The organism is Larsenimonas rhizosphaerae, from assembly GCF_023700005.1.
GTDB lineage: Bacteria > Pseudomonadota > Gammaproteobacteria > Pseudomonadales > Halomonadaceae > Larsenimonas > Larsenimonas rhizosphaerae.
The window spans coordinates 184485-203940 of sequence record NZ_JAMLJK010000002.1; the positions used below are offsets into that span (position 1 = coordinate 184485).

Sequence of the window (19456 nt, forward strand, 5' to 3'; positions counted from 1 at the left end):
TACTACATGCTGGTGGCACCCCGGCGCAGCCATTCATGTACAAAGGCCAGTTTGCGATGGGCACTTTCCGACAGGACAAACGGGTACAGATCGGAGAGCCCCATGGCCCGGTTGACGTGATTGACGCCGACGCTGAGGGTCGCGGCAATATGGATCAGTCGTGCAGTATCCGGCTCGGCATAGGGGTCCCATCCGGGGGCTGGCAGCTCCGGCGACGAAAGTCCGGCCGCCACGAAACTGTCGGTAATATCGGTCAGATGCAGCAGGTGCGCGGTGGTTTCAGCCCAGTCTTCATGCGGGTGCGCGGAGGCGTAGGCGGTCAGGTAGTGTTCCTGCCAGTCGCTGGGCGGCCCCTGATTGTAATGACGCTTGAGCGCTGCGGCATAATCTTCCCGTTCATCGCCGAACATCTTGCGAAACGCCTTTATGAAGTCATCACGGATGCTCAGTCGCCACCAGAGCATGTGGGAAATCTCATGGCGCATATGCCCGATCATGGTGCGATAGGGCTCATCCAGCGCTTCACGCCGTGAGGTCCGCAGCACTACGTCGGCTTCCGCCACGCTGATGGTAACCACGCCAGCGGCATGACCCATCATGACCGGCGTTTCTCCCTCGGCCAGCATGTGAAATACCGGCCGTACGCCGGGGTCCTCCGGGCGGAACCAGTACCAGCGTCCCAGATTATCCAGTGCCCAGCGTTTGGCGGCTTCGGTCAGTGCCCAGTTGGCGACGGCGTCCGGGATGGATAGATCCGGGATCATGGCACTCATGGCACAGGAGCGGCACAGGGCGCCGGGTTCGGACGCTATCCAGTTGCAGCCGATCAGCTCGCGGTTGGCGCAGAAGGGGGGCATGGGCAAAAAGGCCCGTGCCTGGGGATCGTAACCGACCTGTACGCCGTCAGCGGTGGCCAGATTGTCAAACCAGAGTGAGCCGGCACCGACCGGGTTGGTGAACACGCGCATCGAAGGATCCCTCCAGCGGGAAAGAGGCCTGGAGTATAGGCAGCTATTGGAATCCGCGCCTGTTTATATCCCGGTGCAGGGTGACGAAATATCGGCCCGTGATCGGCAACGATGCGTCGTTCAGGAGTGTGCCTTGAGCTGTCTCTCTTTATCAGCGTATGCTTTTTAACCTTACCCCCCTGGTATGTGGCGGCAGCGTGCTCACAAGGCCTCCGCGGCAGTTACCTTCCTTTCATTGCTCTGGCCATCGGGCCGGGCGGTTATTCATGGTTAGGCCCAGTGGCCGATGCTGGAGACTGTTGTTCATGACCTCTGTTACTTCCGGGCCGGCGCAGGAGCGTGTGGCACCGGTCAACTCCCCGGGCAAGGTGATTGCTGCCAGCCTGATCGGGACAACCATCGAATTCTACGACTTTTATATTTATGGCATTGCGGCGGCCCTGGTCATCGGGCCAGCGTTCTTCCCGGCCTCGTCCGAGGTGGCCCAGTCGATGGGTGCCTTCATGAGCTTTGGTCTGGCCTTTCTGGCTCGACCGCTCGGGTCGGTACTGTTTGGTCATTTCGGTGATCGAATGGGACGTAAAACGACGCTGGTGGCCAGCCTTCTGTTGATGGGAGGTGCCACGGCGCTGATCGGGCTTGTCCCCACGTACGATACCTGGGGGGTGTGGGCGCCGCTGGCCCTGTGTGTGCTGAGGTTCTGTCAGGGACTCGGGCTGGGAGGCGAGTGGGGTGGGGCAGCTCTTCTGGCAACCGAGAATGCCCCGGAAGGACGGCGGGCCTGGTTCGGCATGTTTCCGCAGCTTGGTCCATCGCTGGGATTTTTGCTGGCCAATGCCCTGTTCATGGGGCTTTTGTATGCGCTGGGCGAGGAGGCCTTTCTTGACTGGGGGTGGCGAATTCCTTTTCTGGTCAGTGCGGTGCTGGTATTTGTCGGGCTATACGTTCGCATGAGTCTTGAAGAGTCACCGGTGTTCAAGGCCAGCCAGCAGGAAGCCGCGCCGCGCCGCGCACCCGTGGTCGAGGTGCTGGCGCATCACAAGCGCCCCCTGGTGCAGGGGACGCTGGCCATGGTGTCCTGTTACGCGCTGTTTTACACCAGTGCCGTGTTTGCCTTGAGTCATGGCACCCGGGCGCTGGGTTATCCGAAGGAAACCTTCCTGGCGCTGTTGTGCCTGGCGGTGGTGGTCATGGCCGTGATGACGCCGGTATCAGCGTGGTGGTGTGACCGCGTCGGACGCAAACCGGTGCTGATTATCGGCATGCTGGTCACCATCGGTTCCGGCATGAGTCTCGGCCCCTGGCTGGGCAGTGGCTCGCTGGTTGGCGTGACGGCCTTTTTGTGCCTGTCGCTGGGCGCTATGGGGCTGATCTTTGCACCCATGGGCGCATTGTTGCCAGAGTTGTTCCCGACGGCGGTGCGCTATACCGGGGCATCGGCTGCCTACAATCTGGCGGGGATTCTGGGGGCCTCGATGGCGCCCTGGATTGCTGAACTGCTGGTCAGCTGGGGAGGTCTTGCCTGGGTCGGGGGCTACGTCAGTGTCATGGCTCTGATGAGTCTGGTGGCCATTCTGACGTTGACTGAAACGCGAAGGATTGCGCTGTAGACAGCCCTGCATGCAAAACGCCCCCCTGCCTGGCAGGGGGGCGTTGTCGTGGGACGTGTCAGGTCATCAGGCTGGTGTGCTTTCTTCGGTACGAGGGGCCGAGGCGGCTTCACGAGTCTGGTGTGACAGGGATTCCGGTGCCTGGCCGTTGATCGGAATCTGTCGTGGGCGCTGCTGTTCCGGCACGACACGCAGAAGATCAACATGCAGCAGGCCGTTTTCCAGCCGCGCGCCGCGGACTTCGATGTTTTCATCGAGCCGGAAGGAGAGCTTGAACGCGCGCTGGGCAATCCCACGATGCAGATACACCGGCGGTTCGCTATCGCCCTGTTCGGTCTCCGCCCGGCTGCTGCTGATGGTCAATACGCCTTTTTCGACGCTGACATCAAGCTCCTTCTCGGCGAAGCCTGCGGCTGCGATAACGATGTGGTAGTCATTTTCGCCCCGCTTTTCGATGTTATAGGGGGGATAGCTGGGCGCATCGTTCTGTACGGCGTAGTCGAACAGGTCGTTCAGGCGATCAAAGCCGATGCTGCGACGGAAAAGCGGAGACAGTGAAAAACTGTTCATGGTAAACCTCCTGGTAATCAGCGAAGTAAACTGCATTTTTCCCACCTGCCCGCGGTCGGCACAGGTGTCACGAGGCGGTGTCGCTCTCGATATTATGTTAAATAGTGGCAGCTGATCCGTTTTCAAGAGAGGCACTGACATTTTTTTTTGGAGGCGGAGCAGGCGTGCCCGTTGATCGCTTTATCTGGGCACGAAGACGTGTTTGCAAGGGGCGGCACAGGGGGCCTGCCGCCCCGTTACAGCGGCTAGACTGGCAGGGTGCGTTGCTGTAGCCAGGTCAGTGCCCGGTCTGACAGACGACGTGCACTCAGTCGCTCGTAGACTTCACGGTGATAGGTGTTCAACCAGGTGCGTTCATCGTCGTTCAGCAGCAGGGGGTTGATCAATCGGGTATCGATCGGGCACAGGGTCAGTGTTTCAAAATACAGAAACTCGCCGAAGTCCGAAGGGTTGGACGATCGATTGGCGACCAGGTTCTCGATGCGGATGCCCCACTGCCCTTCGCGGTACAGCCCGGGTTCGATCGAGGTGATCATGCCCGGCTCCATTGCCGTGGTGCTGTCACTGCCGGCCTGCCAGGAAATTACCTGAGGGCCCTCATGCACGTTGAGGAAGTAGCCCACCCCATGGCCGGTGCCGTGGCCGTAGTCCAGCCCTTCCTGCCAGAGGGGAGCACGAGCGATGGCATCGAGTTGCGGGGCCGGAATGTGGCGCGGGAAATGGATCCGTGACAGGGCAATCGTGCCCTTCAGGACACGGGTTACGTCATCACGCTGCTCGGTAGAAACATGTCCGACAGGCACCATGCGAGTAATGTCGGTGGTGCCGCCCAGGTACTGACCACCGGAATCGATCAACAGCAGGCCGTCCCCCCCGGTGATGCTGCTGTGCTGCTCCTGTGTGGCGCGGTAGTGCGGCAGTGCACCATTGGCATTGAAGCCGGCAATGGTCGGGAAGCTGGGCGATACGAAGTAGGGCCGTTTGGCGCGCTCGCCGGTCAGCACTTCATCAATGGTCAGCTCGGTGACTTCGGTGCCGGCAGCCAGCGCTTCATCCAGCCAGCCGAAAAATTCGCACAGGGCCACGCCGTCTTCTTCCATGGTATCGCGAATGTGGGCAAGGTCGTTTTCACTCTTGCAGGCCTTGGCGCGCGTCGTGGGCTGGATCTGCTCGATCAGGGGCGTGTCATCGGACAGCTCCCCGGCGAGCAGCAGGGTGACCCTGGCCGGGTCCAGCAGTATGGGCAGGTGCGGGTCAAGCGCGGCAACCGCGGTGGCAGCCGTTTCATAGGGGGCAATGGCAATGCCTTCCTGCTCAAGCGCGGTCGTGAGTGCACCGTCGAGCCTGGCCGAGTTAATGAACAGCGTGGCCTGATCGGCCGTCACGATCATGTGGGCCAGAAATACCGGGTTGTAGTCAACATCGCTGCCGCGTAACTGGGTCAGCCAGGCAATGTCGTCCAGAGAAGACAGAAAATGAACCTCGGCGCCGACATCTTTCATGGCATGGCGCAGGTCGGCCAGACGTGCGCTGGCCGGTTCATTGCTCCAGCCACCCGCATAGGCGGTCACCGGCGCATCCGGCAGCGCCGGACGGTGCGTCCAGATGGCGCTCAGCAGATCCCGTGACGTGTCCAGTGAGAGCTGGTGGTTGCCGAGCACCTCCTTCAGGCGTCGGGCGGTCTTCAGTGCCAGTACGTCACCATCAGCTCCGACCGTGCTGCCGGTCGGCAGGTGTTCGGCCAGCCACTGCATGGGGGCGGTGGCCTCACTGGGTGTCCATTTCTTGAGCTCGATACCGCTGCCTTCCAGCTGTTGTGCGGCCTGAACCCAGTAGCGGCTGTCGACCCACAGGCCGGCGCTGTCCTGCGTGACAGTCAGTAGCCCGACCGATCCGGTAAAGCCGGATAACCATTCGCGTCCCTGCCAGTAGCCCGGAAGGTACTCGGACAGGTGTGGATCAGAGGATGGCTGCCACCAGCCATCAAGGCCGTGGTCGGACATGGCCTGACGCAGGGCCTGAAGGCGGTCGGCGGGAGAGGAAAGGGTGGTCATGAAGGATGCTCCAACGGTGCAGTGCGAGGGCGTGTTCTCAGGCCAGTGTAGGGTACCTGGAACACGCCTGTCTTTGTTGTGCCTGTGTCAGGACGCGTTGGCCCCTGGGTTGATGACGCTATTGTTTCGCAAGAGCCGTTTGATGGGCCGGGTCAGCAGCATCAGAACGGCCGCCACAATGATCAGCGCCAGGGCGCAACGACCGAACAGTTCCGGCAACTGGGTGATTTCCTCGGGATTGACGTGGCCGCCGATCAGTCCGGCGACCAGGTTACCCAGCGCCGTGGCCGTAAACCAGAGCCCCATGACCTGACCACGCATCTTGTAGGGGGCCAGCGCGCTCATGGATGACAGGCCCACCGGGCTTAGACACATTTCTCCTACGGTCAGCAGAAAGATACTGCCGGTAATCCACCACAGTGAGACCGCTTCCGTACCGTCCACGATGCGCTGTGCGGCCAGTACCATCAATCCGAAGCCGGCGGCGGCAAAGAGCAGCCCCATGACGAACTTGACCGGGCTACCGGGCTCGCGGCCACGCCGGCCCAGCGCTGGCCAGAGCCAGCCGAATATCGGCCCCAGTACAATGATGAACAGAGGGTTGAGTGATTGAATCCAGACCGTCGGAACCTGAAAATCGCCGATCATGCGATCCGTGAAATCACGGCCGAACAGGTTATAGGACGTGGGCTGCTGTTCAAACGAGGCCCAGAAACAGGCCGCCGCAGCGACCAGCAGAAAGCAGACACCCACGCGCAGGCGTTCCTCACCGGACAGCCCGTTGAAAAAGGCCAGAAAGATGAAGTAGCCAAGCGCACACAGAATGATGATGGTGGTCATCGAGGTAGCGATCGCCACCGGGTCGATCGGGATATACCCAGCCATCGCCAGGCCGACAGTCACGGCCACTGCTGCCCCTATACCTGCGACCCAGCGGCCAACCCCCTGGCGCTGGACGGCCGGGCCATCCCAGGAGGCGTCGCGATCTCGTAGCTGATCGCCGCGCTTCATGGCCGGTACGGCACCCAGGCGGAAGATGGCCAGCGCAACCAGCATGCCGAGCCCACCGATGCCAAAGCCCCAGTGCCACCCCAGTTCCCGCATCAATACGCCGGTCAGTAGTGGGGCGAGCAATCCGCCGATGTTGATGCCCATATAGAAAATGGCAAAGCCGCCATCACGCCGCGCATCTCCTTCGCCATAAAGACTGCCGACCATGACCGAAATACAGGTCTTGAACAGGCCCGAACCGATGACGATAAAGCCCAGGCCCAGAAAGAACGCCGGCGCCCCCAGCATGGCGGAGACTGCGATGCACAAATGGCCCAGCGCAATGATCAGCGAGCCATACCAGACGGCGCGTTGCTGTCCCAGCCAGTTATCGGCCAGCCAGCCACCGGGCAGGGTGGCCAGGTACATGGTGCCGGCAAAGATGCCGACGATGGCCGAGGCCGTGGTGCTTGAAAAGCCCAGGCCGCCCTCCTGTAACGTCGCGGCCATGAACAGCACCAGCAGTGGCCGAATACCGTAGTAGGAAAAGCGTTCCCACAGTTCGGTAAAAAACAGCGGGCCAAGTGCCCGCGGATGGCCAAGGAAACCACGATCCTGATGGGAATCGGTCCGTTGGCCAGAGGGTGTGGAATGCATGAGAATCACGCCTTGTTGCCATTATTGTCAGTTTTCGCGGCTACAAGATTCACCACCCACCCCATTGATGTCAAAGCATAAATGCGGTGAAAAGGGAAATGGCGCACCTGCGCCGGAGCGATGTTCGTGCCGTTTCCTGTCTCGCATGACAGGAAGAAAAGAAGGTCCTTCACTGGGTGAGAAAGTGCGATGTATTGTCACATGGGCCAAAAAAACCGCTGAATTGAAGCACTTGGACGTGAAGAACAACCATGCAGCCGCCGTTATCCCTGACGCTACGAAAATTACATCAGGAGAAGCAGCAATGGCTGTAACAACAATGCGTTCACGCATCATTGTCATTATGACCGCGGTGGTGATCGGCATGCTTGGCTTGAGTCTTCTTGACGCGCTGAGTTCCCGCCATCAGAAAATGGAGGAAAAGCGAAGTTTCCTGATGGGGAAAGTGAACACCGCAATAGCACTGGCCCAATTTCAGTTTGACCGGGCTCAGCGTGGAGATATCTCCGAGGAGCAGGCCAGACTGAACGCCAGGGATCAGCTCGCCACCCTGCGCTGGGACAATGGCACGGGGTACATGTTCGTATTCGATTCCGCACCGACCATGCTGATGCACCCGGTGGACAGGGGCAAGGAAGGCCGGAATCTGAATGGAGCCACTGATCAGGACGGCACCCCACTGTACAATGACATGGTGGCCGTAGACCGTCGTGACGGAGGTGGCTTTACGGATTATGTCTGGCCGCGGCCCGGCAATATCGATGCCGAACCCAAGCTGGCCTATACCGCGTATTTCGAGCCATGGGACTGGCACATCGGGACAGGGGTATACCTGAATGATGTCAAGTCAGCCTTCATGACGGCGCTGCTGAAGGGGGGCGCTATTTCCCTGTTCGTGATTGCCATCATTTTCTGGAACATGCGCGCGATCAAGCGGGTGCTGGGCGGTGAGCCTGGCGATGCAGTGGCGCTGGCCCAGCGCATTGCCCAGGGCGATCTGGTGGATCGGGGCGGTGTGACCTATGCACCGGACAGTGTGCTGGGGCAGCTTCAGACCATGCGTGCCCAGCTTGGCAGGCTGGTATTTCAGGTAAGGCAGGGCGCCGAGCGGGTTACTTCCGGCAGTGCCGAGATTGCCGAGGGTAATAATGATCTGTCTGATCGCACTCAGTCTCAGGCCGCAAGTCTTGAAGAAACGGCGGCCTCGATGGAGCAGATTACCGCGACGGTAAAACAGACCGCCGAGAGTGCCCGCTCTGCCGATCAGCAGGCGACAGCAGCCCGTGATAATGCTGAACGCGGTGGCAGGGTGATGGGGCAGACCATTGAGGCCATGGACGCCATCAATGCCTCCAGCCAGGAAATTACCGAAATCGTAACGATGATCGAGAGCATCGCCTTTCAAACCAACCTGCTGGCACTGAATGCGGCGGTGGAAGCGGCCCGTGCCGGTGAGCATGGTCGTGGCTTTGCCGTGGTGGCCTCGGAAGTGCGGGCGCTGGCCCAGCGTGCAGCAACCGCGACCAGTGACATCAAGGCCTTGGTGGATCAAAGCGGCGCTCGTATTGATGAGGGAACCGCTCTGGTGCGGGAATCCGGCAATGTGCTGGAGGAAATCGTGTCCTCGGTGTCCATGGTGTCGAGTCTGATTGCCGAAATATCCGAAGCTTCCCGTGAGCAGACCTCCGGCATCGACCAGACCAATCAGGCCATCACCGATATGGATCAGAACACCCAGCAGAACGCGGCGCTGGTCGAGCAGTCGGCGGCTGCCAGCCGCTCCATGCAGGAAGAGGCGCAGCGCCTTGAGGCACTGGTGGCCACGTTTGCCCTGGACAATGACATGACACGTGCCGGGGTTGCGCGTCCGTCCCCGGTTACGGCATCAAGCGCCTCGCACGGCACTTCCTCCTCCAGCCCCCGGCCTGTCGATCTGCCAAAGGGCACGGCCCGGCGGCCGGAGCCGGCAGCAGTAACAGCGGAGGATGACTGGGAAACCTTCTAGTCTTCAGTACGGCATGATGTGACAAGGGCGGCCCCATGGGCCGCCTTTTTTTGTGCCGGGCTGCCGGTCGGCATCAGGCGACGTCCTGCAACATGTATTAGAGTGCAGGGGCCGGTTCGTCGCAGTACTGCCGGTGTAGTGACCTTACACTTGATGATGACGCACTTTGGAGGCGCCGTGTCTGATCCTGTATCTTCCCCTGACGCATCGGCGTTGTCTGACGAGACCTTCATCGAACGTGGCCGGCGTGGTTACCGTGCCACGATGCTGGCGCTGTTTCTGGGCGCCTTTTCGACATTCGCCCTGCTTTACTGCGTGCAGCCGATGATGCCGATCTTTTCCCATGCCTTCGGTATCGATGCCGCGCGCAGCAGCCTGGTGCTGTCGGTAGCGACGGCCTCGCTGGCGGTGGGGCTTTTGTTTACCGGTGCGCTGTCTGACGCCATCGGGCGCAAGGGGATCATGGTCTTTGCACTGCTGTCGGCGTCTATCTGTACGCTGGCTGCCGCGTTGATGCCAGGCTGGGGGGGCGTACTGGTCATGCGGGCCCTGGCCGGGCTGTCATTGTCCGGGTTGTGTGCTGTTGCCATGACCTATCTGGGCGAAGAAATTGCGCCCCGTTTCGTGGGTGTCTCGATGGGGCTTTACATCGGTGGCAGCGCCATTGGCGGCATGGGAGGGCGGTTGATCAGTGGGGTGCTGGTGGACTGGCTGCACTGGCGCTGGGTGCTGGGCATCATGGGGGTGATTTCACTGATAACGGCGGCCCTGTTTATCCGGCTGCTGCCACCATCGCGTCACTTTACGCCGCGGCGGCTGAGTTTCAGCAACTTGCTGGAGGGCTTTCGGCTGCACTTTCGCGATGCCGGGTTGCCCTGGTTGTTTCTGGAAGGCTTTCTGCTGATGGGCAGCTTTGTAACGCTGTTCAATTATATTGCCTATCGGCTGCTGGAGCCGCCTTACCATTTCAGTCAGGCCGTGGTCGGCCTGATGTCCATTGTCTACCTGTCAGGTATTTACAGCTCTGCCTGGGCGGGTGCAGTCGCTGACCGGCGAGGGCGGCCGCAGGTATTCTGGGTGTTTATCGGTGTCATGGCAGGCGGGCTGGCGATTACATTGATGAGCCCGGTGTGGGCCATCCTGGTGGGGATGCTGATCTTTACCTTTGGCTTCTTTGCCGCTCATTCGGTGGCCAGCGGCTGGGTGGGGCAGCGTGCTACCCAGGCAAGGGGGCAGGCCTCATCGCTTTATCTGTTCAGTTATTATCTGGGGTCTAGTTCGGCCGGTACGCTGGGCGGGGTCTTCTGGCGCTGGCATCAGTGGCCCGGTGTGGTGCTGTTCATCGGCCTGCTGCTGACCTGTGCTCTGGTGGTCGCGTTGAGGCTCAAGCGTGTATCGGGTGTGGGATAGCCGGGCATGTCACCGTGCCGGGCCTGGTATGGCCCGACACGGAAGGACTCAGATCTGACCGACCTTCACCAGACTGCCTTTCATGGTCGTGGGGATATCTTCGATCATGACCAGGTTCAGCGATTGCCCACTATCCTGCAGAGCCACCTTGTCGCCGAGGTCGGCATTGATGTCATCCGGAGACAGCGTATACATGCCGCCGTTGAACGGGTCGACAATCAGCCAGCCAATGAGGCCGCTGAACAGCAGATTGCCTCCGATATACCAGCCATTTGCTGACGTGGTCAGCTCCACTGTCCGGGGAGAATAGCCCGGCTTCTTGATTTCAACGTGGTATGTCTTGCCACCAAAATAGCTGCCATCGGATTTCCTGAGCGTTACCGTCGCAGGCGTGGTGCCGGAAAAGACCTGTTTGGCCGTTTCGTCAGTAATGATGATGCCTGCGTTGGATGGCGTGCTGTTAATGGTCACACTCTGTTCGCTGTCGCCGACGATAGAGGCGCAGCCGGTCAGGCTGAGTGCGGCACAGGTGCCCATCAGGGCGGCAAGGGTCTTCAATTTCATGGGGCAATCTCTTGTAGTATGGGCCCTTGAAAGGCCTTCGATAATGCACCGATCGTTCTTCTTCAGTGCAAGTGCCTGACAGGTAACGACATTTGATTACTCTTCTTTAGTTATTTTTTTATTAAGTGATCCGGTCGTGTGGTCGGGTCACTGTGCATGGTCAACAGGAGACATGACATGGCACTGGATACTGCTGAGATAGACCGACTTTTACAGGCACGTGGCAACGCCTATACCCCGTATTCTCATCATCCGGTGGCTGCACTGGTCGAGGATGATCAGGGGCGTCAGTTCGCTGGCTGCAATGTTGAAATTGCCAATTACAAGGGACTGTGTGCCGAGGCCAGCGCCATTGCCACCATGGTGTCACAGACGGGAGCAACTGCCCTGCGTCGTGTCGTCGTGATGGGTCCGGGCAGCGCACTGTGTACACCCTGCGGTGACTGTCGGCAGCGAATTCGCGAATTTGCCACGCCGGATACCGAAATCGTGGTCGTCAATGGCGAAGGTGAGGTGCTGAAGCGCTATTCCATGGAGATGCTGCTGCCGGATTCCTTCGGGCCGGAAAACCTGACGGTCTGATCAATCAGGCCTGCTACGCCAGCTATACCCTGATCACGCTCAGGGCCATGGCGATGACCTGCATTGGTCCATCGGAAGGGCGGGGCTCTGAAACGCCGCGGCCCTCGGGAAGGCAGGTCAATGCTCCCCGAGGGCCGCGATGTATCGACCGGACACGTGATGAGCGCGGGCCGGCCGGTATTACCTGTCAGCCATGAATGCCCTGGCTTCTCAGGTAGTCGTCGTAGGTGCCGCTGAAATCGACAATGCCATCGGCAGTCATGTCGAGAATGCGGGTAGCCAGGGAGCCGACAAACTCCCGGTCATGGCTGACAAAGATCAACGTACCGGGGTAGTTGTCCAGCGCAAGGTTGAGTGCTTCGATGGATTCCATGTCGAGGTGGTTGGTGGGCTCATCCATGACCAGCACGTTGGGCTTTTGAAGCGCCAGCTTGCCGAACAGCATCCTGCCCTGCTCGCCACCGGAAATTACCTTGACGGTCTTGCCGATGTCATCATTGGAGAACAGCATGCGGCCCAGGGCGCCCCGTACCATCTGTTCGCCCTCGGTGGTCCACTGGCTCATCCAGTCAAACAGGGTTTCGCCGCCGTCAAAATCAGCGGCATGGTCCTGGGCGAAATAGCCTACTTCGGCAGCATCGGTCCATTTCACGGTGCCTGCATCCGGTGCCATCGTCTCTACCAGGCAGTTGAGCAGGGTTGTCTTGCCGATGCCGTTCGGTCCGATGATGGCGATGCGCTCACCGGCTTCTACCTGGAGGCTGAACCGGCTGAACAGGGTGTTGTCGCCCCAGGCCTTGGTCAGTTTGTCGACGGTCAGGGCCTGACGGTGAATCTTTTTGGTCTGCTCGAAGCGAATGAACGGGCTGACACGAGAAGAGGGCTTGACTTCGTCGAGCTGGATCTTGTCGATCTTGCGCTGGCGTGACGTGGCCTGCTTGGCCTTGGAGGCATTGGCAGAGAAGCGGCTGACAAACTGCTGCAGTTCGGCAATCTCGGCCTTTTTCTTGGCGTTGTCAGCGTGCAGCCGTTCCCGGGCCTGGGTAGCGGCAATCATGTATTCATCGTAGGTGCCGGGGAACAGGCGCAATTCACCGTAGTCCAGGTCGGCCATGTGGGTGCAGACGCTGTTCAGGAAGTGGCGATCATGCGAGATGATGATCATGGTCGAGTTGCGAGCCCGCAGAATGTCTTCCAGCCAGCGGATGGTGTTGATGTCCAGGTGGTTGGTTGGTTCATCCAGCAGCAGTACATCCGGATCACTGAACAGGGCCTGAGCCAGCAGTACTCGAAGCTTCCAGCCCGGTGCCACGACGCTCATGGGCTCGAAATGCTGTTCCAGCGGTATGCCCAGTCCGAGCAGCAGTTCGCCGGCACGCGCTTCGGCGGTATAGCCATCCAGCTCGGCAAACTGGACTTCAAGGTCGGCTACCTTCATGCCGTCTTCTTCGCTCATCTCGCTTTGCGAGTAAATGCGCTCGCGCTCGGCACCGACCTTCCACAGGGCTTCGTGGCCCATGATGACGGTATCGATCACACGCTCGTTCTCGAACGCGAACTGGTCCTGGCGCAGCTTGCCCAGGCGCATGTTGGCATCCTTCATCACCTGACCGCCGGTGGGCTCCAGGTCACCCCCCAGAATCTTCATGAAGGTGGACTTGCCGCAGCCATTGGCGCCGATCAGGCCGTAGCGGTGACCATTACCAAACTTGACGGAAACATTTTCGAACAGCGGCCGGGGGCCGAACTGCATGGTGATATTGGCAGTAGAAAGCACAGCGGGGGGTTCTCGCGGGAACAGGTGAGTGAGCCGACCCTCGAGGCGTGATGCAGCATGCAGGGCCGATGCGGCCATTGTACGTGCTTGCCCCCCGGGCGTCATCGCTGCCGTGCATGTTTCGGGGGGCTTTAATCGTCTAGGTCAGCACAGCGATCAGCAACAGGGCCAGTCCCAGCATCGATACCATGTACACCATCGAGCGCACCCAGGGTATGCCAAGGGCATAAAGAGGCACATAGACCATACGGGCCAGCAGGTAGAGCCAGCATCCCCACAGGCTCAGGGTGCCTTCCTGACCGCTGATGTGAAGAATCAGCACGGCGGCGATGAATAGCGGCAGGGTTTCAAACAGATTGCGCTGGGCGCGAAACAGGCGGCCGGTGACCTTGCCCATCGGGGGGCCGTCATGGTCGCGCGGGCCGGTATTGTATTCCACCCCTGTTTCCCGGTTGCGCCACATGGCCGGCAACAGGATTTGTACAACGGCCAGTACCAGTGTCCAGCCCAGCAGATAAAGCTCCATGCTCATGACATTTTCTCCTTGAGTGCTCGCCAAGCATAGAAGAAGCCACCGCATTACGGCATGGGCTTATTGCACAAACGGCACAGTACATAACTGCATTTATTGTCACAATTATTACAGGAATGCTTCACTTATATTACAGGACGATACTAAAGTGCGCTCAGGACTTACGAAGCTCATACGCGATGAATACGCTGAAAATCCTCTCTTTTCGACGGCAGCGAAAGTGGTACTTGGTGCTACGCTTCTGGTGATCATCGTGGCGATCATCTGGGAGTCCATGGGCCTGCCGCCCCAGCTCATGTCGCTTTACAATGAAGAGTCCCTGCCGAACCGCTTTGCCCAGGGGCTGATGATACTCAGTGTGTTCATGTTTCTGGTGGGCTACGCTCGCCACAACACGCGCGCCTTTCTGGCGCTGGCCTTTTTATATGCGTTTGTCTGGTTTGATGACACCATGATGTACCATGAGCATGTTGGTGCGTTTCTGGATAGCCACGGGCTGGTACAGGCGCGTGGCGGCATGCGGGCTCAGGATATTGGCGAGCTGATTGGCTGGGGTCTGGCAGCCATTCCGATGGCTCTGGTCTTTTTGTGGGCCTGGATGGGCCGCCGCGCCGGCGACTTTGGTATGCTGGTCGTGTTTGGCTGCTGCTTCGGGTTGCTGGTGTTCTGTGGCGTGGTCGTGGACATGCTCCATATCGCCATGGGTGGCGCCGAGGCGATGGATATTGGCTGGATCGAGGATGGTGGCGAAATTTTCTCGGTCGCACTGGCCTGTGTCTTCTCGGTACTCTTTTCGACCATGAAGACGGAGCGGTGGTTTATGGCCAGCGCGCGAGCGGCAGCGCAGCACACCCATCAGGATACGCGTCACGCCCTGTCCTTCTGATGGCAGTGGTCCGATGATTTGAAGGCAGCGCACAGCGCTGCCTTTTTCATGTTTGGTCAGTGCATGAAAGGCTCGGAAGGGCCGATGAAACGCTTATCCTCTTATTTGGCAGGGAGCCAGTATGTCCAATCGATTGATTCAACTGATTGCCTCCGAGGATGATTCGGACACCATCACATCATGTTTCGAAAAGCTGGAACTCGAGGAATGGTGGAAAAACTCGCCGGCCGGAGGGGGTGAGCGGGTCACGTTTTATGTCGCCCTGCATCAGGCTGAATCTCAGGAGGTCATGGACGCGCTGGGCGAAGCACTGAAGGGCAAGGATGACTGGCGGTTGTTCTCGCTGGCTACCGAGGCCAACCTGCCGGAAGTCGATGATGAGGATGAGCAGGAGCGCCTGGAGCAAAAGAATACCGCCAGTGCGCGGGAAGAGATTTATGGCGATATACGTAGCGGCGCCACACTGACGCGTGATTATCTGTTGATGACCGCCCTGGCCACCTGTGTGGCGGCGATCGGCCTGAATCAGGGGCAGGTGGCCGTCGTCATCGGGGCCATGGTGATTGCACCGCTGTTGGGCCCCATTCTTGCCTTCGCCTTCGGCTCGACACTGGGCAACCTTGAACTGCTGTGGATTGCAGCACGGTCACTGCTGGCCGGGCTGGGAGTCTCGATCGCCGTCGGCATCCTGCTCGGGTTTTTGTATCGAGCAACTCCGGACAACCAGATGATGAACTTCTCCGGCGTCATGAGCCTGCAGACTCTGATGTTGCCCCTGGCTTCCGGCGCGGCCGCAGCGCTGATGGTCGCTGGTGGCAAGATGTCGGCTTTGGTCGGCGTCATGGTGGCTGCTGCGCTGCTGCCGCCGCTGGCGGCCTTCGGTCTGTTCATTGGTGATGGCAACTACCTTTCCGGCGGGCGGGCTCTGGTGTCGGTGGTAGTAAACATCATCGCCATCAATCTGGCGGCACAGGTCGTGTTTCTATTGAAGGGTATCCGTCCCAAGCGCTGGGATACGGAGTCACGCGGCACGTCTGTCAAGCTGGCGCTGGGCGTGTCTGCGGGACTGGCGGTCGTGGCCGGGCTCTTTCTGTGGCTGTCTGGCAGTAACGTGAACTTCAGCCTGCTGTAACGCCTTCGTATTTTGCACATCGGCGTACAACACGCCAGAATCAAATGACGATTCACTGACAGGGACACTACCGGTTATGGCAGATTCAAGACCGCTTGATGATGAGGCGCTTGCCTTTACGGAACGCTATTTGAACAACGCATCGCCCACTGGCCAGGAATGGTCCGGTCAAAAGCTGTGGATGGATTATCTCACACCATATGTGGATGAGTTCTTTACCGATACCTACGGCACTGCGGTGGGCGTGATCAATCCCGAGGCCAAATACAAGGTCGTGATCGAAGGCCATGCCGACGAGATTTCCTGGTACGTTAATCACATTACCGACAATGGCCTGATCTACGTAGTCAGAAACGGCGGTAGTGATCATCAGATTGCACCGTCCAAACGGGTCAATATCCATACCCGTGACGGGGTGGTCGAGGGGGTATTCGGCTGGCCGGCGATTCACACCCGAAGCAATGGCAGCAAGGAACAGGCGCCCAAGATCGACAATATCTTTGTTGATGTGGGGTGCACGACGCGAGACGAGGTTGAGGCACTGGGCGTGCACGTCGGGTGCATCATTACGTATCCGGACGAGTTCTTTATCCTCAACGGAAACAAGTTCGTGTGCCGTGCCCTGGACAACCGTATTGGCGGGGTCATGATTGCCCAGGTCGCACGGTTGCTGAAGGAAAATGGCAAGACGCTTGATTTTGGCCTGTATATCGTCAACTCGGTGCAGGAAGAGGTGGGGCTTCGTGGCGCACAGATGATCGCCGAGCGCATCAAGCCTGATGTGGCCATCGTGACCGATGTCACCCACGATACCACCACTCCCATGATCGAGCAGAAGACCCAGGGCACCCTGAAAATGGGGGATGGCCCGGTGGTTACCTATGCGCCCGCGGTGCAGCAGCGCCTGCGTGACAGGATCATCAGCGCGGCTGAAACCCACGGCATTCCGTTCCAGCGTTCTGCTTCCTCGCGGGCGACAGGCACCGATACCGATGCCTTCGCCTACAGCAACCAGGGTGTGGCATCGGCATTGATTGCCCTGCCGCTGCGTTATATGCACACCACGGTCGAGATGGTGCACCGTGATGATGTCGAGAATGTGATCAGGCTGATTTACGAAACGCTGCTGACGATTGCGCCTGGCGAAACCTTCAGTTATTTCGAGTAGAGCCTCCGGGCCTTTCCTGGCCCGTGTAATGCCCGGCAAAGCCGGGCGTTATCCCTGAACCCGAAAACGCGGTATGATGGACGTCTTCACCTGCGTTTTGAGTGCTGGTGATGGCTCGGGGCCATCTTCTGCAGTTCTCTTCTCCTGTTGTCCCCCTTTCCCTTGCTGGCCTGCCCCGAAGGCGAGCGTTAGATGGTTGATTCAATGTCATTTTCCGAGCTGGGCCTATGCCCTGAGCTGCTTGCCGCCGTTGATCGTGCAGGCTATACCACCCCGTCACCGATTCAGGAAAAGGCTATTCCTGTCTGTCTCGAAGGCCGCGATGTGCTGGCTGCCGCCCAGACTGGTACCGGCAAGACTGCAGGCTTTGCCCTGCCGATTCTGCAGGGCCTGTTTCAAAATGGCGCACGGCGCCAGCCCAATCGCGTTCAGGCGCTGATTCTTACACCCACACGTGAACTGGCCGCTCAGATCGGTGAAGTGGTGGAAATGTTTGCCGCGTCACTGCCGGTCCGGCTGACCAGCGCCGTCGTATTCGGTGGGGTCAGTGCCCGTCCCCAGATCGATGCGCTGGCAAAGGGCGTGGATATTCTGGTGGCCTGCCCGGGTCGTCTGCTTGACTTGATCAACCAGAAGGCGGTTCGGCTTGATAACGTCGAAACGCTGGTGCTGGATGAAGCCGACCGCATGCTTGATATGGGCTTTATCCATGATATTCGCAAGCTGATGAAGCTGATCCCCACGGATCGTCAGACCCTGTTGTTTTCCGCAACCTTCTCGAGCGAGATTCGCTCACTGGCTTCGGGCTTTCTGCGTCAGCCGGTCGAGATCGATATCACGCCGCGCAACAGCGCTGCTCAGAGCGTGGAGCAATCGGCCTTCTTTGTGGATCGTCCGGCCAAGGCGGCGGCGCTGATTCACCTGATCAAGGCCCGTCAGTGGGAGCAGGTGCTGGTATTCACCGCCACCAAGCACATGGCCAACAAGGTCACCTACAGTCTGCAGCAGGCAGGCATCGAGGCGGCTGCCATTCATGGCAACAAGAGCCAGAATGCCCGTACCCAGGCGCTGTCAGGCTTCAAGGACAAGCGCGTCACGGCCCTGGTTGCGACGGATGTGGCTGCCCGTGGTATCGACATCAGCGAGCTGCCGCAGGTCGTGAACTTTGAGTTGCCGGCAACGCCTGCTGACTACGTGCACCGTATCGGGCGTACCGGTCGTGCAGGTGCGGCGGGGCAGGCCATTTCGCTGGTTGACAGTGAAGAAAAGGATCAGCTGCGTCGCATCGAGCGCCTGATCAAGTCCAATCTACCCAAAACCGACATGTCGGACTTCGATGAAGCCAGTGCGAAGGCACAGTATCCGCTGCTGTCACCGCCGCGTGGTCCGAAGCCGGTGCGCAAGGCTGGTGGCGGTAATGGTCGTGGCAAGCCTTCCGGCGGCGGGCGTAACGGGGGTGGTAATGCCAGTGGCAATCGCGCCGGTGGTGCTCCTTCCGGTGGTCAGCCGAGCCGCAACCGGCGTCCGCGTCGCAGTGGCGGCAACAACTCCTCGTCCAGTCAGAGCTGAGTCAGGCCTCCGGAGACGGATCAAGCTGCTGCCACAGTGCTTCAAGTGCCGAGTGGCGTGGCCGAGCCAGCGCTACCAGTCTGATATCCAGTTCGACATCAAAGGCCTCGTCCGCACTGCGGACGAGGCCTTTGTCATTGGCCATCCTGGCCGGCAGCCAGCCCATGCCGTATCCCTGTTGAATCAGTGTCTTGACATTGCCCGATTGCAGATTGTCATTAAGGGGCAGCAGATGTGGTGTAGGTGACAGGCGAGCCATGTGAGCGGCAATGGGCTGTGCCATGAAGCTGCGCGGATGGTAGGCCATGACCGGTACGGGTTGCTCCGGCGTCCCGGGCAGGGCAAAGCGAGGCGTTGCCTCGTCAGTGATCGCCGCCAGACTGACAGGGATCAGCCGCTCCCGGCCGACTGAATGCCAGCGTAGTCGGTCACTGTCGAATCGATCCGCCCAGGACAGGTCAGCGCTCCAGTAGACCAGTGCGACATCACACTGGCCCTGCTCCAGTGCGTCCAGATATTCACTGCCGATCCAGTTGGTGCTGTGAAGATCCGGCGATAACAGAGGCTCAAGACCTGTGGAACCGGCCCAGTCCTGGAAAAAGTGGGTAAACAGACTTTGGGCGGCGGCCAGGCTCAGGCGTGAGAGGGCAGCATCGGTCAGGATCGAAATGCGCTCACGGGTGAGCGCCAGCTCACCACTGACGGTTTCGCAAAAGGCCAGAAAGTGCTGCCCGGCCGGTGTCAGTGACAGGGGCAGGGTCTGGCGGTCGATCAGGGTCGTGCCCATGGCCTCTTCCAGCAGGCGAATGCGTCGGCTGAAAGTAGGCTGGCTTACGTGTTGTCGTTCCGCCGCACGGGAAAAGTGGCGAGTGCGGGCCAGCGCCATGAAATCGTCGAGCCAGCGTATTTCCATTGGGTCGTATCTTTATCGTTGTTGTCGGACAAGGCCGTTGACACCCGGCGGGTGCCGTACAGCCGCGCC

16 protein-coding genes are annotated in these 19456 nt (G+C 59.7%); 8 read left to right on the forward strand and 8 right to left on the reverse strand.

Translation table 11 applies throughout. The annotated features are described in order from the left end of the window. Positions 1-2: 2 nt before the first annotated feature. Positions 3-968, reverse strand: coding sequence for a zinc-binding metallopeptidase family protein (locus tag NAT21_RS10850; RefSeq protein ID WP_250938337.1), 966 nt, complete (start codon positions 966-968; stop codon positions 3-5). Positions 969-1273: 305 nt separating this feature from the next. Here NAT21_RS10850 and NAT21_RS10855 point away from each other — a divergent pair, with 305 nt between their 5' ends. After that, complete coding sequence (locus NAT21_RS10855) at positions 1274-2578, forward strand: MFS transporter (RefSeq protein WP_250938339.1); 1305 nt, start codon at positions 1274-1276, stop codon at positions 2576-2578. A gap of 66 nt (positions 2579-2644) precedes the next feature. Here NAT21_RS10855 and NAT21_RS10860 read toward each other — a convergent pair whose 3' ends face one another. The 3 genes from NAT21_RS10860 to NAT21_RS10870 all read right to left on the reverse strand — a co-directional run bounded on the left by NAT21_RS10860 (position 2645) and on the right by NAT21_RS10870 (position 6849). After that, positions 2645-3148, reverse strand: coding sequence for an Hsp20 family protein (locus NAT21_RS10860; protein ID WP_250938341.1), 504 nt, complete (start codon positions 3146-3148; stop codon positions 2645-2647). A 245-nt stretch (positions 3149-3393) separates the two neighbouring features. Beyond that, positions 3394-5202: an aminopeptidase P family protein gene (locus NAT21_RS10865; RefSeq protein ID WP_250938342.1), complete on the reverse strand. Its 1809-nt coding sequence runs from the start codon at positions 5200-5202 to the stop codon at positions 3394-3396. 87 nt (positions 5203-5289) lie between these two features. Continuing rightward, positions 5290-6849, reverse strand: a complete 1560-nt coding sequence (locus NAT21_RS10870; RefSeq protein ID WP_250938343.1) for a peptide MFS transporter — start codon at positions 6847-6849, stop codon at positions 5290-5292. Between the two features lie 304 nt (positions 6850-7153). On the opposite strand from NAT21_RS10870, the gene NAT21_RS10875 reads away from it, so the two are divergent. Next, on the forward strand, positions 7154-8854 hold the full coding sequence (locus tag NAT21_RS10875; protein ID WP_250938344.1) for a methyl-accepting chemotaxis protein: 1701 nt from the start codon (positions 7154-7156) through the stop codon (positions 8852-8854). Positions 8855-9031: 177 nt separating this feature from the next. Next, positions 9032-10264, forward strand: coding sequence for an MFS transporter (locus tag NAT21_RS10880; RefSeq protein WP_250938345.1), 1233 nt, complete (start codon positions 9032-9034; stop codon positions 10262-10264). Between the two features lie 48 nt (positions 10265-10312). On the opposite strand, the gene NAT21_RS10885 is transcribed toward NAT21_RS10880, so the two are convergent. Next, a complete protein-coding gene (locus NAT21_RS10885) occupies positions 10313-10828 on the reverse strand; it encodes a putative periplasmic lipoprotein (protein ID WP_250938346.1) in 516 nt (171 codons plus the stop codon). A gap of 177 nt (positions 10829-11005) precedes the next feature. Here NAT21_RS10885 and cdd point away from each other — a divergent pair, with 177 nt between their 5' ends. Further along, the gene (cdd, locus tag NAT21_RS10890; protein ID WP_250938347.1) at positions 11006-11410 is read left to right on the forward strand and encodes a cytidine deaminase; all 405 of its coding nucleotides are present in this window, start codon (positions 11006-11008) and stop codon (positions 11408-11410) included. A gap of 187 nt (positions 11411-11597) precedes the next feature. On the opposite strand, the gene NAT21_RS10895 is transcribed toward cdd, so the two are convergent. After that, positions 11598-13187 (reverse strand): ABC-F family ATPase, encoded by a 1590-nt coding sequence (locus NAT21_RS10895; RefSeq protein WP_250938766.1) that lies wholly within the window; start codon positions 13185-13187, stop codon positions 11598-11600. 139 nt (positions 13188-13326) lie between these two features. Then, the gene (locus NAT21_RS10900; RefSeq protein ID WP_250938348.1) at positions 13327-13719 is read right to left on the reverse strand and encodes an MAPEG family protein; all 393 of its coding nucleotides are present in this window, start codon (positions 13717-13719) and stop codon (positions 13327-13329) included. A gap of 148 nt (positions 13720-13867) precedes the next feature. Here NAT21_RS10900 and NAT21_RS10905 point away from each other — a divergent pair, with 148 nt between their 5' ends. From NAT21_RS10905 to NAT21_RS10920, 4 genes are all read left to right on the forward strand, one after another. Continuing rightward, positions 13868-14605, forward strand: a complete 738-nt coding sequence (locus NAT21_RS10905; protein ID WP_250938349.1) for a DUF8692 domain-containing protein — start codon at positions 13868-13870, stop codon at positions 14603-14605. Between the two features lie 121 nt (positions 14606-14726). Continuing rightward, on the forward strand, positions 14727-15737 hold the full coding sequence (locus tag NAT21_RS10910; RefSeq protein ID WP_250938351.1) for a TIGR00341 family protein: 1011 nt from the start codon (positions 14727-14729) through the stop codon (positions 15735-15737). A gap of 76 nt (positions 15738-15813) precedes the next feature. Then, entirely contained in the window at positions 15814-16905 is a 1092-nt protein-coding gene (locus NAT21_RS10915) for a M42 family metallopeptidase (RefSeq protein WP_250938353.1), read from the forward strand. Between the two features lie 192 nt (positions 16906-17097). Beyond that, complete coding sequence (locus tag NAT21_RS10920; RefSeq protein WP_250938355.1) at positions 17098-18474, forward strand: DEAD/DEAH box helicase; 1377 nt, start codon at positions 17098-17100, stop codon at positions 18472-18474. A gap of 1 nt (position 18475) precedes the next feature. Here the strand turns inward: NAT21_RS10920 and NAT21_RS10925 are convergent, their stop codons facing one another. After that, a complete protein-coding gene (locus NAT21_RS10925) occupies positions 18476-19387 on the reverse strand; it encodes a LysR family transcriptional regulator (RefSeq protein WP_250938357.1) in 912 nt (303 codons plus the stop codon). Positions 19388-19456 lie beyond the last annotated feature (69 nt).

Bases quoted from the DNA above. Each gene is read 5' to 3' on its own strand.
- cdd (WP_250938347.1), top strand. From the start codon at position 11,006: ATGGCACTGGATACTGCTGAGATAGACCGACTTTTACAGGCACGTGGC.
- NAT21_RS10920 (WP_250938355.1), top strand. From the start codon at position 17,098: ATGGTTGATTCAATGTCATTTTCCGAGCTGGGCCTATGCCCTGAGCTG.
- NAT21_RS10865 (WP_250938342.1), bottom strand. From the start codon at position 5,202: ATGACCACCCTTTCCTCTCCCGCCGACCGCCTTCAGGCCCTGCGTCAG.
- NAT21_RS10900 (WP_250938348.1), bottom strand. From the start codon at position 13,719: ATGAGCATGGAGCTTTATCTGCTGGGCTGGACACTGGTACTGGCCGTT.
- NAT21_RS10855 (WP_250938339.1), top strand. From the start codon at position 1,274: ATGACCTCTGTTACTTCCGGGCCGGCGCAGGAGCGTGTGGCACCGGTC.
- NAT21_RS10875 (WP_250938344.1), top strand. From the start codon at position 7,154: ATGGCTGTAACAACAATGCGTTCACGCATCATTGTCATTATGACCGCG.
- NAT21_RS10885 (WP_250938346.1), bottom strand. From the start codon at position 10,828: ATGAAATTGAAGACCCTTGCCGCCCTGATGGGCACCTGTGCCGCACTC.
- NAT21_RS10850 (WP_250938337.1), bottom strand. From the start codon at position 968: ATGCGCGTGTTCACCAACCCGGTCGGTGCCGGCTCACTCTGGTTTGAC.
- NAT21_RS10910 (WP_250938351.1), top strand. From the start codon at position 14,727: ATGTCCAATCGATTGATTCAACTGATTGCCTCCGAGGATGATTCGGAC.
- NAT21_RS10870 (WP_250938343.1), bottom strand. From the start codon at position 6,849: ATGCATTCCACACCCTCTGGCCAACGGACCGATTCCCATCAGGATCGT.
- NAT21_RS10915 (WP_250938353.1), top strand. From the start codon at position 15,814: ATGGCAGATTCAAGACCGCTTGATGATGAGGCGCTTGCCTTTACGGAA.
- NAT21_RS10860 (WP_250938341.1), bottom strand. From the start codon at position 3,148: ATGAACAGTTTTTCACTGTCTCCGCTTTTCCGTCGCAGCATCGGCTTT.
- NAT21_RS10925 (WP_250938357.1), bottom strand. From the start codon at position 19,387: ATGGAAATACGCTGGCTCGACGATTTCATGGCGCTGGCCCGCACTCGC.